The 14423-nt window shown below is 61.9% G+C and carries 10 protein-coding genes; 4 read left to right on the top strand and 6 right to left on the bottom strand.

Going from position 1 to position 14423, the window contains the following annotated elements:
- The first annotated feature begins 678 nt into the window (after positions 1 to 678).
- Positions 679 to 1464, top strand: coding sequence for a histidinol-phosphatase (gene hisN / locus AC3WL8_RS18915; protein WP_492378576.1), 786 nt, complete (start codon positions 679 to 681; stop codon positions 1462 to 1464).
- Positions 1465 to 1549: 85 nt separating this feature from the next.
- Here hisN and AC3WL8_RS18910 read toward each other — a convergent pair whose 3' ends face one another.
- Genes AC3WL8_RS18910 through AC3WL8_RS18900 form a run of 3 tightly spaced genes read right to left on the bottom strand, consistent with a single transcriptional unit; the run spans position 1550 to position 4021 of the window.
- On the bottom strand, positions 1550 to 2443 hold the full coding sequence (locus AC3WL8_RS18910; RefSeq protein WP_492378575.1) for a beta-keto acid cleavage family enzyme: 894 nt from the start codon (positions 2441 to 2443) through the stop codon (positions 1550 to 1552).
- 2 nt (positions 2444 to 2445) lie between these two features.
- Positions 2446 to 3207: an SDR family oxidoreductase gene (locus AC3WL8_RS18905; protein ID WP_492378574.1), complete on the bottom strand. Its 762-nt coding sequence runs from the start codon at positions 3205 to 3207 to the stop codon at positions 2446 to 2448.
- A gap of 46 nt (positions 3208 to 3253) precedes the next feature.
- On the bottom strand, positions 3254 to 4021 hold the full coding sequence (locus tag AC3WL8_RS18900; protein ID WP_492378573.1) for an SDR family NAD(P)-dependent oxidoreductase: 768 nt from the start codon (positions 4019 to 4021) through the stop codon (positions 3254 to 3256).
- 260 nt (positions 4022 to 4281) lie between these two features.
- On the opposite strand from AC3WL8_RS18900, the gene AC3WL8_RS18895 reads away from it, so the two are divergent.
- Genes AC3WL8_RS18895 through AC3WL8_RS18885 form a run of 3 tightly spaced genes read left to right on the top strand, consistent with a single transcriptional unit; the run spans position 4282 to position 8685 of the window.
- A complete protein-coding gene (locus AC3WL8_RS18895) occupies positions 4282 to 6354 on the top strand; it encodes a hydantoinase/oxoprolinase family protein (protein WP_492378572.1) in 2073 nt (690 codons plus the stop codon).
- Positions 6355 to 6367: 13 nt separating this feature from the next.
- Positions 6368 to 8164 carry a hydantoinase B/oxoprolinase family protein gene (locus tag AC3WL8_RS18890; protein ID WP_492378571.1) on the top strand — a complete coding sequence of 599 codons (1797 nt, stop codon included), beginning with the start codon at positions 6368 to 6370 and terminating at the stop codon, positions 8162 to 8164.
- A complete protein-coding gene (locus AC3WL8_RS18885) occupies positions 8164 to 8685 on the top strand; it encodes a gamma carbonic anhydrase family protein (protein WP_492378570.1) in 522 nt (173 codons plus the stop codon). The genes AC3WL8_RS18890 and AC3WL8_RS18885 overlap by 1 nt, the downstream gene beginning before the upstream one ends.
- Positions 8686 to 8744: 59 nt before the next feature.
- On the opposite strand, the gene AC3WL8_RS18880 is transcribed toward AC3WL8_RS18885, so the two are convergent.
- The 3 genes from AC3WL8_RS18880 to AC3WL8_RS18870 form a co-directional block, all read right to left on the bottom strand.
- Entirely contained in the window at positions 8745 to 9545 is an 801-nt protein-coding gene (locus AC3WL8_RS18880; protein WP_492378569.1) for a GntR family transcriptional regulator, read from the bottom strand.
- A 154-nt stretch (positions 9546 to 9699) separates the two neighbouring features.
- Positions 9700 to 10746, bottom strand: coding sequence for a Leu/Phe/Val dehydrogenase (locus AC3WL8_RS18875; protein ID WP_492378568.1), 1047 nt, complete (start codon positions 10744 to 10746; stop codon positions 9700 to 9702).
- A 99-nt stretch (positions 10747 to 10845) separates the two neighbouring features.
- Positions 10846 to 14376 carry an indolepyruvate ferredoxin oxidoreductase family protein gene (locus tag AC3WL8_RS18870; RefSeq protein WP_492378567.1) on the bottom strand — a complete coding sequence of 1177 codons (3531 nt, stop codon included), beginning with the start codon at positions 14374 to 14376 and terminating at the stop codon, positions 10846 to 10848.
- Positions 14377 to 14423: the final 47 nt, after the last annotated feature.

Here is a 14423-nt window from a genome sequence, read left to right as displayed (position 1 = left end):
CCTGTAAAGAATGCATCACGACACTTGCGTCACTCCCAGCACTGCTGTCGACTACGACCGTCCGCTATGTTCAGCTTCGGTCATTGTGGGAAGGGATCGCCGCCGGCGGCTATGGGTCGTATAGAGACGACGAGCATGACCGTCCGCGCGGTCCCTCGTGACGCCTGATGGAGATGGCTGTTACCGAGCGGCAACACTTCCTGATCAAGCCGCGGAGCGTGATTCGGAGTTGTAAGACGGGAGGGGTCGAGGATCGGTAGCCATTAGCGCATTTTAGGTGGCTCATTGGCCTCGGAGCTGGAGTCAAGGACTTCGCCCCCGCTTTGGCGCAGTCTCCTACAAGGGCGTATCTTGGTCGTAGGCCTATCTTGGTCGCAGGCCATTGTCGCTGCCGTAAGGGCGCCGCGGCCTATCTCGATATCAGTGTGGTGCTACACCGACCGACGCCTGGGGGCTCGAAACGGTGCACCGGCGCCACCTCCGTCTCGCTTTTCCGGGCACTTAGCGGCGGGGCGAATCGAAGGAAGCCGGAAATGAGGTGGCGCTAAGGCGTTCGCCCCGCTCCTGCCTGAAGACGCGGAGACAGCGCATTGATGCCTGAACATGTTCCGGCCTGACACCAAGGACTACAATAGCGAGCACGATTTCTCTATGCTGCACGTCTAAATCGCTATGCCAATGCACGCAGATCAGCAAGCCGAATTTCTCACCTTTGCCGGTCGCCTGGCCGATGCAGCCAGCGCTGTCACGCTCGCCTATTTTCGTGCGGTATTCGAAGTGGTGGACAAAGGCGCCACACGCTTTGATCCCGTTACCGTAGCCGACCGGGAAGCTGAGCGTGCCATGCGCGAACTGATCCGAAGTACCTATCCCACCCACGGCATTCTGGGCGAAGAGGAACAGCGAATTGCCGGGACGGAGCCGTTCTCGTGGGTACTGGATCCCATTGACGGGACGCGTGCATTCATCACGGGGCTGCCGCTTTGGGGGACGTTGATCGCACTCAATGATGGCCAGCATCCGGTACTGGGAATCATGGATCAGCCATTCACGCGCGAGCGCTTTTCCGGTGACGGCAAGCAGGCCTGGCTGAATGGCAAGCTATTGGGGGGGCGGTCCTGCAAGTCGCTTTCGGATGCCAAGCTGCTCTGTACCACTCCCGACATGTTTGAAGCCGGTGAGCAATGGGAGGCTTTCCAGCGCGTGGCGCGGGCGGCCAAAATGCAGCGATACGGCGGCGATTGTTACGGATATTGCATGGTCGCCGCAGGCCAGGTCGACGCAGTGGTCGAGGCGGGATTGCAGCCTTATGACGTGCAGGCCCTGATCCCGATTATCGAAGGCGCCGGCGGGATCATGACAAGTTGGACGGGCGGCGACCCTCAACACGGCGGGGCCGTGGTCGCTTGCGGCGACGTTCGCGTGCACGAGGAGATTCTTCGGCTACTGAACGGGCAAGGCTGAGTGATGTGCGATGCCATTCGATCCGCTCACGGAGAATGGCTGGCGCCAGGGACAGGATTCTTGCATGAACCCCGTCCCTGCCCCGCTAGGCGGGTCGAGACAAGCCCATGATGTCACGGGCTTCAGCCGGTGTGGCGACGGACATGCCCAGGTGCTCGATCACGCTGCACGCACGCTCGACAAGCTGACCGTTGGTGGCAAAAACGCCACGGCTCAGGTACAGATTGTCCTCCAGGCCAACACGCACATTGCCGCCCAGCAAGGCTGCCTGCGCCATCATTGGCATTTGGTCTCGTCCAATACCGAAGGCCGCCCACTGGGCATTCGGTGGAATGAGGTTGCGTTGATAAAGTATTGTCTCCGTGTTCGCCGGCGCCCCCCACAGGACGCCCAGCACCATCTGGAAGAGCGGCACTCCGTCAATCAGGCCCTCCTCGATTAGCGACTTGCCGAACAGAATGTCTCCGGGACCGAATACCTCCAACTCCGGCTTGACACCGAGTTCCTGGAAACGCCGAGCCATCGCACGCAGGGTTCGAGTGGTATTCAGGTAGACAAACTCGAGTTTGCCTTCTACCTGGTTTCCAGTCGTAATATCGAGTGAGGCAATTTCCGGCAAACAATCTTCGAGATGCTTGACCCGCTCAGCCACGGGGATGACGTCACTTTCGGGTAGCGCCCTCGATTCGTCTTCGGGATCCGGCAGCAGGAACGCGCCTAGGCCACAGGTGAGATTCAGCACGATGTCCGTACCCGAAGAGCGTACCCGATCGACCACCTCCTTGAATAGCATCGGATCGCGGCTGCCTCCGCCCGTCTTGGGGTCGCGCACGTGAACGTGCGCGACAGAAGCACCGGCCTTCGCCGCCTCCACGCAGGCATCAGCAATCTGTGCCGGTGTAATCGGCATCGAAGGATGCTTGGGATTAAACGGAGCGTTTCCTGTTACGGCACAGGTAAGGATAACTTTTCGTGACATTGTCAGATCTCCCATTCGACGTTTCCACTGACGGCCAGTAGCTCGCCGGTAATCTTCGCCGCGGCATCCGACGCGAGAAAGAGAACGGTCTGCGCAAGGTCTTCTGGCTGAACCTTGCTGCGCAACGATATGTACTTCAGGTAGTCCGATTCCACTTCGTCGGCGGCGCGCCCCGATTCCTGTGCGATGTTGGCGACGATTCGCCGCATCCTGTCGTTGTCGATCATGCCCGGCAGGATCGCGTTGCAACGAACATTGAACGGACCCAGCTCGCGGGCTGCATTCAAGGTAAGCGACTCGACTGCGGCTTTTGACACCACATAGGGCGTGCGCATTGGCAGCCGGGTACGCGTGGACCCGGTCGAGAAATTGATGATTGCGCCATGACGGTGCCGCTTCATGGCGGGGACGACACGCTTCATGAACTGGAACATCGCGCCAACATTGACGTCGAGTGTCTCGCGCCATGCCTCGTCGGAGATATCTTCGATCACCGCTCGGGGGCCCGCGATGCCGACGTTGTTCACGAGGACCGAGATATCGCCAAATTGGCGCTCGGCCTCCCACACTACTCTCGCAACGTCATCGGGCTTGCCCACATTGGCGACCGTTCCGGTCATGCCGGGGTTGGCGCGCAGGGTCTCGGCCAGCGCATCGCCACGTACGTCACAGATGTGCACCAGCGCGCCTCTAGCGCGGAAATGCTCTGCGATAACGCGGCCGACACTATCGGCACCACCCGTCACCAGGACTCTTTCTTTCATCTCGGAAATGCCTTCTTTTCGTTGATTCGAACACCCGGTCACGCCTTCACAGCCCGGCGGATATGCCCTCGTCCATCAACAGGCAACTGCCGTGCATGGCGCGCGCGGCGTCGGAAGCAAGGAATGCGATGGCGCCAGCGATGTCCTCAGGCTCGGAGAACGTTCGCGTGCTGGGCGTACGTGCCGCCATGAAATCGCGCAGCCCCTGCATGGCAGCCTCATTGCGAATGTCGTCGTTCATGGCGGTGGCCGTATTGCCGGGCGCCACGCAATTGACGTTGATGTTTTCACGGCCCAGTTCGCAGGCCAAGGCACGCGTCACGAGGATGATGCCGGCCTTCGTCGCACAATAGATCGCATAGGAGCCAAACCCGGTCAGCCCGGCGACCGACGCCACATTGACGATTCGCCCCCCACCGTTGGCCTTCAACACAGGCACTACCGCGTCAATGGTGTTCCATGTGCCCTTCAGGTTCGTGTCAATCATCTGGTTGACATGCGTGGCGTCGGAACTGCCAGCCGGTGTCGGCTTGAAGATTCCCGCGGCATTCACCAGAACGTCGATACGGCCGAACGCGTCGTGAACCTCCGCGATAAGCCGGCGGGCCGCGTCGGGATTACGGACGTCGCATGCGAAACCCGCCGCATCGCCCCCTTTGGCATTGATGGCTTCCGCAACCTTGCCAGCCTTCGCCTGGTCCGCGCTGGCAACTACGGCGACGCGGAAGCCCTCCGCCGCAAGCTTCCTTGCGGCGGCTTCGCCAATGCCTTGTGAACCGCCGGTAACGATGGCGACTTTCGTTGTGTCGTGCATTTTCCTGCTCCTCCGTTCTGAATTCGTCGGCCGTCTTTCGGCCGGGGTCTCGCTCAGGAGCAAAGGTAATCGTTTTGTGATCACAAATCAAACATAATTTCAGCTTCGCCGCAGTTTTCCTTATTTGGTTAGTGGTTTACCCTTATTTTTTCCGTTTTTCTGACGATGTTGTTGTGATCACAAAGAGCAGTAAATATACTGATCTCGCTGGCGGCGTCATGAGGCGACGCCCCACCGGGTTGGCTCACAGGAGACAGTTCATGCGTTTTGCAGTAGACACAGGCGGTACCTTCACCGACCTCATCGTTGAGGATGAGGCCGGCGACTTGCATATGTTCAAGTCCCCGACGACGCCGTCGGACCCTATCAGCGGAGTCCTGAATGCCCTGCAGGTTGCCGCCGACGGCCTTGGGCTTGCGCGCGACACCATGTTGTCGCGCGGCGAGATGTTCATCTATGGGACCACTCACGCGATCAACGCCATCATCACGGGCAACACGGCGCGTACGGCCTTGATCGTGCCGTCTGGCCACCGCGATATCCTTACCTTGCGGGAGGGGGGGCGCCTGGAGCCGTTCAACTTCACGGTGGCGTACCCCGATCCGTTTGTGCCAAGGGCGCTCACCTGGGAAGTCCCTGGCCGCATCCTGGCTGACGGCACCGAGCTGGAGCCACTGGACGAGGCCGCCCTCATCCGATCCCTTGATGAGATGCGACGCGCAGGGATCGAAGCCGTTGCAGTATGCCTGCTGTGGTCGATCGTGAATCCTGCACACGAACTGCGGATCGCGCAGCTCATTCAAACCCAACTTCCCGGCGTGCCGTTCACGCTGTCGCACCGGCTCAACCCGATTCCGCGAGAATTCCGTCGGGCCTCGTCCAGCTGCATCGATGCTTCCCTGAAGCCCATGATGCGCGCCTACATGCATACGCTGGTGGACCGGCTCAAGTCAGCGGGCTTCCCGGGACGCGTCGTCGTGGTCACCTCGCAGGGCGGCGTCATGGATGCGGACCACGTCGCGGACGCGCCCATTCATCTCATCAATTCCGGCCCTTCGATGGCCCCCGTTTCCGGCCGCTACTTCGCGCGGGCCGACGAAGACACCGGGACGGCAATCGTGGCCGACACCGGCGGCACGACCTACGATGTCAGCCTGGTGCGCCGCGGCCGCGTACCGTGGTCCCAGGAAACCTGGATCGGCGCGCCCTACCGCGGCGTCATGACGGGCTTCCCTTCGGTGGACGTGAAAAGCGTGGGCGCAGGCGGTGGCTCCATCGCCTGGGTAGACAGTGGCGGCATGCTGCACGTTGGCCCCAACAGTGCCGGCGCCGTGCCGGGCCCCGTCTGCTATCGCCGGGGCGGAACGTTGCCGACAGTCACGGATGCCTCGCTCGCGTTGGGCTATATCGACCCCGACTTCTTCCTCGGCGGCACCATGAAACTGGATGCGGCCGCTGCTCGTGAGGCAATTCAGGCCAATATCGCTACCCCGCTGGGCATGTCAGTGGAAGCTGCCGCGGCCTCCATCATCAGCATTGCCACTGAGAACATGGTGCAGGCCATCTGCGACATCACCATCAACCAGGGTATCGACCCAAGCGAGGCCGTCCTCATTGGCGGCGGTGGCGCTGCCGGACTGAATTCCGTACTGATTGCACGTCGCCTGAGTTCACCCCGCCTAGTCATCCCGCAAGTCGGTGCCACCATGAGCGCTGCCGGCGCCATGATGTCCGACCTGACGTCTCATTACCACGCCACCTTCTTCACGCGAAGCGATGCGTTTGACTTCGCTGGCGTGCGGGAAGTCCTAAACGACCTCACTGGTCGTTGCCAGGAATTCATCGATGGGCCAGGTGAGGGCTCCCTGGCTCAGACCGTAACACTCTGGGCAGAGGCACGCTATCCGGAGCAGGTATGGGAACTTGAGGTTCAGTTGCCGCCGCATGGCATACATTCGGAGGCGGACATTTCCGCGCTCGTTGAAGGCTTTCACCGGGCCCACGAGGAAGTCTTTGCTATCCGCGATGCAGACTCGCCCATTGAAATCGTGGGATGGCGAGCGACGGTTGCCTGCCGCATCCGTGCGCAGGAGGGCGGCACGCTTGCCAACTCGATCGCGCGCCCGATAGCAAATCCCGTTCGCAAAGCCTATTTTGAGGGCGCGGGCTATGTCGACACTGCCGTGGTCCGCTTCGAAGCACTTGACTCCACCGAAACGGTCCACGGGCCCGCCATCATCGAGTCGTCATTTACCACTGTCGTGTTGAACCCCGGCGCGAGCGCCACGCGTCGGGCGAGCGGCAGTCTTTCTATTTTTCCCGGCCGCGATTAATCAGGAGCCACTCATGCAACGAGACACGATCGAGCGTCCCGCCACGGATGGCGTCCAGCTCGCATTGATTACCAACCGGCTTGAAGGCGTCGCCCGCAAGATGGCCAATACATTGCTTCGCAGTGGTCGGTCCGGCGTGCTCAATATCGCGCGGGACTTCTCTTGCTGCATCGTCACCGCGGATTGCCAACTGCTGGCGGCTGCCGAAAGTCTACCCATCCATGTGCTGAGCGGTCCGGACATGATGAGCGCGACAATGAAAAAGTTTCACCCGCAACTGCGCCGTGGCGATGCATTCCTGCACAATTCACCCTATCACGGCTGCTCTCACCCGGCCGACCACACAATCCTGGTGCCTGTAATTGACGACCAGGGCGTTCACCGCTTCACGGTGGTCGCCAAGGCGCACCAGGCCGACTGCGGCAACTCGGAGCCAACCACTTATATGGGCGGTGCCCGCGACATCTACCATGAGGGAGCCTTGATCTTCCCCGCGGTCAAGGTGCAGCAGGACTACAGCAATATCGACGATATTGTGCGCATGTGCAAAATGCGCATCCGCGTGCCCGAACAATGGTGGGGCGACTATCTCGCGATGGTCGGTGCCGCCCGCATTGGAGAGCGCGAGCTGCTGGCGATCGGTGAAGAACTCGGATGGGACCGACTGGAGCAGTATGCAGTCGACTACCTGGATTACTCCGAGCAGCGCATGATAAGCGCCATTCAGTCCCTGACTCCCGGTCGAGGGACGGGCACCAGCACTCATGACGCGCTATTCCCCGGCATGCCGGAGGAAGGCGTAACGATCCGCGCCGAGATCGAAGTGGATGCCGCCAATGGCAAGGTGACGGTGGATCTGCGTGACAACCCGGATTGCCTGCCGTGCGGTCTCAATCTCAGCGAAGCGTGCGCACGCACGGCGGCGATGGTCGGCGTCTTCAACAGTATCGAGCACACCGTGCCGAAAAACTCAGGGTCCTTCCGCCGCATCGATATTCGCTTGCGCGAAGGCTGCGTGGTTGGCATCCCGCTGCATCCCACCTCGTGTTCAGTCGCCACCACGAATATGGCCGACCGCGTCGCCAATGCCGTGCAGACCGCCGTGGCCGAGATGGCAGATGGCGCCGGACTGGCTGAATGCGGTGCCGTGATCCCACCGGCAATCGGTGTGATTTCGGGCATCGACCCCAGTACGGGTCACCGTTTCATCAACCAGTTGTTCCTTGGCTTCACCGGCGGCGCCGCGGGGCCGATGGCCGACGCATGGCAGACCATCGGACACGTTGGTAACGCGGGCCTGTGCTTCCAAGACAGTGTCGAACTCGATGAAATGCGCCACCCTCTGTTTGTTCGCTCTCGCAGCTTTGTACCCGACAGCGAGGGAGCCGGTCGCCACAACGGTGCGCGAAGCATGTTTGTCGAGTTCGGCCCGCGCGGTTGCGAAATGGAGATTGGCTATGTCAGCGATGGCTCTGTCAACAGTCCCAAGGGCGTCCGTGGCGGTCTCGCCGGTGCTAACTCCGCGCAGCAGCGACGCCTGGGATCCGGCAATCTCGAAGCCCTGCCGGCCGGCGGCGTCATCACACTGCGCGACGGCGAGACCATCCTATCCTACTCCTGCGGGGGCGGAGGCTACGGCGACCCGCATACCCGAGACCCCGAGCTGGTTCGAAAGGACGTGACCGAGGGTTACTTGAGCATCGAGCGTGCGCGTGACGTCTATGCCGTGGTAGTGAGCCACGATGGCGCACTGGATAGCACGGCGACCGCGAGATTGCGTAACGAATTTTCCCCACGGAAGGCGGCGTGATGCGGGTACGTTTTGGCAAATCGATACCGTCGATCGGCAAGTCCTGCTTCCTTGCCGACAATGCGACTGTAGTGGGCGCCGTGACACTGGGAGAGAACAGTTCCGTATGGTTCTCCGCGGTACTGCGTGCGGACGTGGAACCGATTACCATCGGGGCCCGGACCAACCTCCAGGACGGCGTTGTCGTGCATGCCGACCCAAGGCATCCCGTCATCATCGGCGATGGCGTAAGCGTCGGCCATCAGGCTCGCTTGCACGGATGCAGCGTCGCGGATGGGGCCTTGATCGGAATCGGCGCCACGGTGCTGGACGGGGCGCAGATCGGCAAACAGTCCCTGATCGGGGCCGGTGCGCTGATTCCTCCCGGAAAAGTCATCCCGCCGCGAAGCCTTGTCATTGGTGCGCCAGGCCGTGTCGTGCGAACGTTGACCGATGAGGAAGTCGCCGAACTGGCTTGGGCAGCCGATGAATACGTGAAGCTTGGCCTGGCCTACCTACAGGAGGCGGAACAGGTCATTTAGGACCCGCGAGGGCTGGCGGGCCACTGGCGCTCGCCGTTCCTGTCGATGATGCCAGCGTATTACTCCGTCGTCGCCGGGGCCCTGCCCCGGCGCTTTCGCTCTGCGGCTGGCACCAGGATCGGCGTACCGTCCGCAGCGAAGATCTGCGTCTTGTACCACTTGGCCGCATCGAGGATATCGGACTGCACCGCGTCGCTGGATGCTTGCGGATCGCGCTTTGCAAGCGCGGCCAGAATATTGAAGTGGTGCATGATGCCCCGGTCATGCAGGATCTCGCGGGTCGACTGCATCTGCTTCATGACAGCCGCAATGTAGGGCCCGCTCTGCAGCCAGAGCATTTCAATGATCGAGACCAGCAACTCCGAACGGGAGGCCCGGTAGATCGTAAAGTGCAGTTGCTCGTTTGCCGCGACCGCGGCCGGCACATCGCCAGCGTCCACAGCATGACTGTAGTCTTCCGCCGCAGCTTTGATCAGGGAGAAGTCTGCCTGCGTCATGCGCTCGGCAGCCAGCCACGCAGCGCGCCCCTCGAGCGTGGCTCGCGTGTCGATGAGATCGTCCAGGCGCTCCATCGACACATCCGGGACACGCAGCGTCCGATTCGGCAGCAGTTCCAGGGCGCCCTCGGTCACCAGGCGGCTTACGGCTTCGCGGACAGGCATTGTGCTGGTGCCGAGCAAGGTGGCAAGACCGCGAATGGTTACCGGGCTCCCCGGAGAAAAACGCCCTGATCGCAATGCGTTGGCCAGTTCGGTATAAGCGCGTTCGCGAAGCGCAACGTTGGTCAGCCGGGAAACCGCCGGACCGTCGTCGTCGAACCCGTCCTTGTCCTGGCGCCCCTGTTCGCCCAGCCCGCCCATTGGATGCTCCTGTGATCTCTGATAGTAAAAGCGCCCTAAAATCGGCATCGAACGCCTCGAATGCGCTTTTAGGGCTTATTTGTGATCACAATTATAGGCGATCCAGCATTGGACTGTCGAATCGCCACAGGAGCAATGGCTCAGGAGCAATGGCTCAGGATACGCCAGCGAGTTTCTCCAGCGCCCAGTGGTCGGCTGCACGCGATAGGGGCTCGGCCGTATCGCGTGCGCGCAAGAACAACGACTCTACCCGGTCGGCGATGCGCAGCACCTCAGCATCCACATCCGATTCAGCAAAGCCGCCCTCGTATTCACGGACGCAGCTGATAATCCCGCCCGCGTTCACGAGATAGTCGGGCAGATAGGCGATGCCACGCTCATGCAAGGCGTCGCCATCGGCATCCGTGGCCAACTGGTTGTTGGCCGCCCCTGCTACCAAACGCGCACGCAGGGCAGGAATGCTGTGCCAATTCAGCGTCGCGCCCAGCGCGCAGGGTGCCAAGATGTCGACATCCTGCGCGGCGATATCGTCCACCGCAACGATGGTGGCGTCGAACGCACGACTTGCCGCGGCGGAGCGGCTCGCGTCAATATCGGCAACCACCAGCTTGCAGCCCGCGCGGTGAAGGCGCTCGGCCAGCGCCCAGCCTACTGCGCCAAGACCCTGCACCGCGACGCGGAGGCCCTTCAGCTGCCGAGCGCCGAACACATGCAACGCGCCACGTTCGATGGCGGCAAATACCCCCAGCGCCGTCTTTGGAGAAGGATTGCCACCGAAGCCGTTTTCGCGCGGAATGCCCGCCGCATATGGCGTGACTTCGCGCACCGAAAGCATATCCGCCACCGATGTGCCGACATCTTCCCCAGTGATATAGCTGCCGGCCAAGGCTTGCACCGCCCGTCCGAAGGCCTGGTACATGGCCTTGCGCTCATGCTGCCGATCTCCGCGCAAGATGACGGCCTTCCCTCCGCCAAACGGAAGATCCGCCATCGAATTCTTCAGGCTCATTCCCCGCGACAGGCGCAAGGCGTCTTCCATGGCCGCAAGGTCAGATCCATAGCTCCAGTAGCGGCATCCTCCGAAGGCCGGACCGCGCGCCGTGCTATGGATGGCAATGATGGCCCGTAGTCCGGTCTTCTCATCCGTGACCAGCGTGACGCGCTCATGGGGCGTGGTGCCGCCTAGGCCAAATAGGCTCACGGAGTGATCATCCGCGCCTGAAACTTCGTATGCGTTCATTGGGAAAAGTAGTAAGTGCCATAGAAATTGTGCCGACCGAAGCCGGCACGCATGATTGCGTCATCTGTCACTGCGCCCGATCTTCTCGCGAAGGCGTTCGAACTCCGGCCTCGCCTCTTCGAAATGACGCATCTTGATGTGCCCAAATCCCCGGACCTTCTCGTACAACCGAACCAGCGCTATAGCGTCATCCATGGTCTTCAATGACAGTCGTTCGAGAACCGCATCGACGTCGCGCTCGAATTCGATAATCAGCCGACGCTCCAGCTGACGATCGGCCTGCAGACCAAAAGGATCGAGCACCGTTCCACGCAGTACCTTGCCGTGCCGCAGCACATGCATCAGCGGCACGATGAACCAGCCCTTCAAGGCAATCTTGCGACGCATTCCACCGGCACTGCCCGCTCGCGCCAGTATCGGAGGAGCCATATGAAAGACACGCTTCGCTCCGGGTGCAAAGCCCTGCATCAGGGCTCGCGATGCCAGAGGGTCGGTGTGAAGGCGCGCCACTTCATACTCATCCTTGTAAGCGAGGACCTTGAAATAGTTGCGTGCGACGGCTTCCGTCAACACGCCCGGCGCGCCCGAGATATGGCCTTCCGCTCGGGCGACACGGTCCACCAGGACGGCATAGCGCCGGCCATATGCGGCATTCTGGTAGGCACCAAGGTCTTGGGCGCGCGCGCTGACGAATCCCCCGATGGTAAACGGCGCGCTTGGCGCAGCGGCGGCTTGCCCTGCCTTCTGCAACGCCGTCGGGTCGTGGGCCAGAATCCGGCCCCACAGGAATGCCCGCCGGTTGGCCTCCACAGCAGCGCCATTGAGTTCAATGGCACGCTGGATCGCGATCTCCGAAACCGGCAGCCAACCGCGCTGGAAGGCATGGCCTACCAACATCAGGTTAGCCGCGAAGGTGTCGCCGAAAATCGTCTGCGCTGCGGCGCTCCAGTCATGGAATTCCGCCCTGCCCTCACCAAGCACACGTTCAATTGCTTGCTGGTGGGCCGGCAGTGAAATCTGCATATCGCCATCGCCGACAAAATCCGCGGTCGGTGTCATTGCGGTTTCCACCACAGCATGCGCCGAGCCTGGATGAAGCCTTGCCAGCACGTCTGGAGAGGCCGCCACCACAGCATCGCAGCCAAGCAAAAGGTTGGCGCTCTTCGGCTCGATGCGTGCCGTGGCAATGTGGTCAGGCGACTGGGCCAGCTGAATGTGGCTGACAACCGCCCCATTCTTCTGGGCCAGTCCGGTGAAATCGAGCGTCGAGGCGCCCCGGCCCTCCAGATGAGCCGCCATGGCGAGGATCGCGCCGACGGTGACGATCCCGGTCCCGCCGATCCCTGCCACAAGTACCCCACAGTGCTGCAGCAGCTCGGGCGACGTTGTTGCGGGCGGCGGCAACGTAAGCTGCCACTCGGCTTCCAGACGCTGCAGCGTGCCCGATTGCACCGCACTTTGCCGCTCCCCCTCGATGGTCACGAAGCTGGGGCAGTAACCTTGCACGCAGGTCATATCCTTGTTGCACGCCGACTGGTTGACAGCGCGCTTGCGGCCAAGCTCCGTCTCCAGCGGCTCGACGGCGATACAACCGGAGCGTGCCGAGCAGTCTCCACAGCCCTCACACACGGCAGGATGGATAGCGATGTGCCGCTTGGGCGTTGCCAGCGAACCGCGCTTGCGCCGGCGTCGCTTCTCGGCGGCACACGTCTGGTCATAGATGACGGCGGAGACGCCACGGTATTCACGCAGGCGTTTCTGAACGGTATCAAGTTCGCTGCGGTCAACCACGGCCACACCGGCGGGCATCTCGTCCGTCGAGCGATACCGCGCGGGTTCCTCCGAAACCACCACGATCTCTCTCACCCCTTCGGCCACGAGCTGTGCGGCGACCTTCGATACTGTCAGGCCCCCTTCGGTCGGCTGCCCGCCGGTCATCGCGACCGCATCATTGAAGAGGATCTTGTAGGTCACGGCGGTCCTAGCCGCCACGGCCTGCCGAATCGCCAGGCTGCCCGAATGCTGGTAGGTCCCGTCGCCCAGGTTAACGAACAGATGTGGCATGGTGGAGAAGCTCGAAAGGCCGACCCACTGCACGCCCTCGCCACCCATCTGACAGAAGGTAGCGGTTCGCTCGCGCTGCCCCAGCGCCATGATGTGGCATCCGATGCCGGCCGCAGCATACGAACCGTCCGGCAGGCGCGTGGAGCTGTTATGCGGGCAGCCGGAACAGAAGAACGGCTTGCGCGACAATACCGGCGCCGCCGCATGAATTGGAATCATCCGTGAACCGGCAGCCGCTTCAGCGCCGGCACGCTGCGTCCCACGCGCCTCGGCAACAACAACGCCCTGAGTGCCGAAGAACCGGCGAAGGACGCCCGCCACCTGCTCGGGAGAAAACTCCATCGTTGCAGGCAACCATGTTTCACCGTCAGGTCCATGCTTGCCGTACACCGCGGGACGGTCTTCCGGCCGGTGGTTGTACAACAACGCCTGGATCTGCTGCTCGACGATACTGCGCTTTTCTTCCACGACGATGAGCGCCTGCATGCCCGCGCAAAAGCGCTCCACCCCTTGCCCTTCCAGCGGCCAGGACATGCCGACCTTATAGACGCCGATACCGAGGGATTCCAGCTTGGCCGTATCCAGATCGAGGCGCCGCAGCGCCGCCATCACATCGAGGTGAGCCTTGCCCACGGTGATGATCCCGACCCTGGCGCCTGCCGGTCGTACCACCGTGCGATCAATCGGATTGGCACGGGCAAAGGCAAGCGCGGCGGGCAGCCGTTCCTCGATCAGGCGCCGCTCCAATTCGGCACGCTGCTGCGGCCACCGAATAGCCGTATCGAGACCGAAACCTCGCTCGGGAATCTCGATATCGGTGGGAACGGCAAAGCCGCCGTGCAAGCCCGCGCCAGGCAGCGTCATCGACCTGCCACTCTCCACCGTCTCGGTAATTGCCTTGAACGCGACCCACAAACCGGAAAAGCGTGAGAGCGCGTAGCCAAACAGGCCGAACTCGACGTACTCCTCCACGGAAGACGGAAACAGGATGGGCATCATTGCCCCTTCGAACACGTGGTCGGTCTGATGCGGGAACATCGAAGACTGCGCCGCGTGGTCATCCCCCGCCACCGCCAGCACGCCGCCGTGGCGCGACGTACCAAGGATATTGGCATTGCGGAATACGTCGCCGGTCCGGTCAACGCCTGGCCCCTTGCCGTACCACATCGAGAACACGCCCTCGACCCGCTTCCCTGGAAAGGCATCAATCTGCTGTGCTCCCCACAGCATCGTTGCCCCCAGATCTTCGTTCAATCCGGGTTCGAAGCGAATATCATGCTCGGCGAGCATCTTTCGCTGTCGCCACAACTCTTGATCCAGACCGCCAAGCGGTGATCCACGATAGCCAGAAACCAGACCACCGGTGCGCAACCGGGCGACGCGGTCGGCACGTGCCTGTTCGAGCAGGATGCGCACCAGCGCCTGTGTCCCCGTGAGGAACACCCGCCCGGAAGCGCGCAGATAGCGATCCTCCAGTCGGTAGCTTTCATCGGTAAGAAAGTGGTTTTCGTTTGCGCGCTGATTCATGCTTTGCCTCCGTGCTTCTGATTGCCTATGCGGAAAATTCTAGGTAT

It is taken from the genome of Cupriavidus sp. FW305-F7, from assembly GCF_058782875.1.
The sequence above is the reverse complement of the archived record's forward strand: the minus strand, read 5'-3'. Positions and strand labels throughout refer to the sequence as shown.

What these genes read in the sequence shown, in the direction of transcription:
- AC3WL8_RS18880 (WP_492378569.1), bottom strand. Translation starts at nt 9,545, where the DNA reads ATGGGCGGGCTGGGCGAACAGGGGCGCCAGGACAAGGACGGGTTCGAC.
- AC3WL8_RS18885 (WP_492378570.1), top strand. Translation starts at nt 8,164, where the DNA reads ATGCGGGTACGTTTTGGCAAATCGATACCGTCGATCGGCAAGTCCTGC.
- hisN (WP_492378576.1), top strand. Translation starts at nt 679, where the DNA reads ATGCACGCAGATCAGCAAGCCGAATTTCTCACCTTTGCCGGTCGCCTG.
- AC3WL8_RS18895 (WP_492378572.1), top strand. Translation starts at nt 4,282, where the DNA reads ATGCGTTTTGCAGTAGACACAGGCGGTACCTTCACCGACCTCATCGTT.
- AC3WL8_RS18910 (WP_492378575.1), bottom strand. Translation starts at nt 2,443, where the DNA reads ATGTCACGAAAAGTTATCCTTACCTGTGCCGTAACAGGAAACGCTCCG.
- AC3WL8_RS18905 (WP_492378574.1), bottom strand. Translation starts at nt 3,207, where the DNA reads ATGAAAGAAAGAGTCCTGGTGACGGGTGGTGCCGATAGTGTCGGCCGC.
- AC3WL8_RS18900 (WP_492378573.1), bottom strand. Translation starts at nt 4,021, where the DNA reads ATGCACGACACAACGAAAGTCGCCATCGTTACCGGCGGTTCACAAGGC.
- AC3WL8_RS18890 (WP_492378571.1), top strand. Translation starts at nt 6,368, where the DNA reads ATGCAACGAGACACGATCGAGCGTCCCGCCACGGATGGCGTCCAGCTC.
- AC3WL8_RS18870 (WP_492378567.1), bottom strand. Translation starts at nt 14,376, where the DNA reads ATGAATCAGCGCGCAAACGAAAACCACTTTCTTACCGATGAAAGCTAC.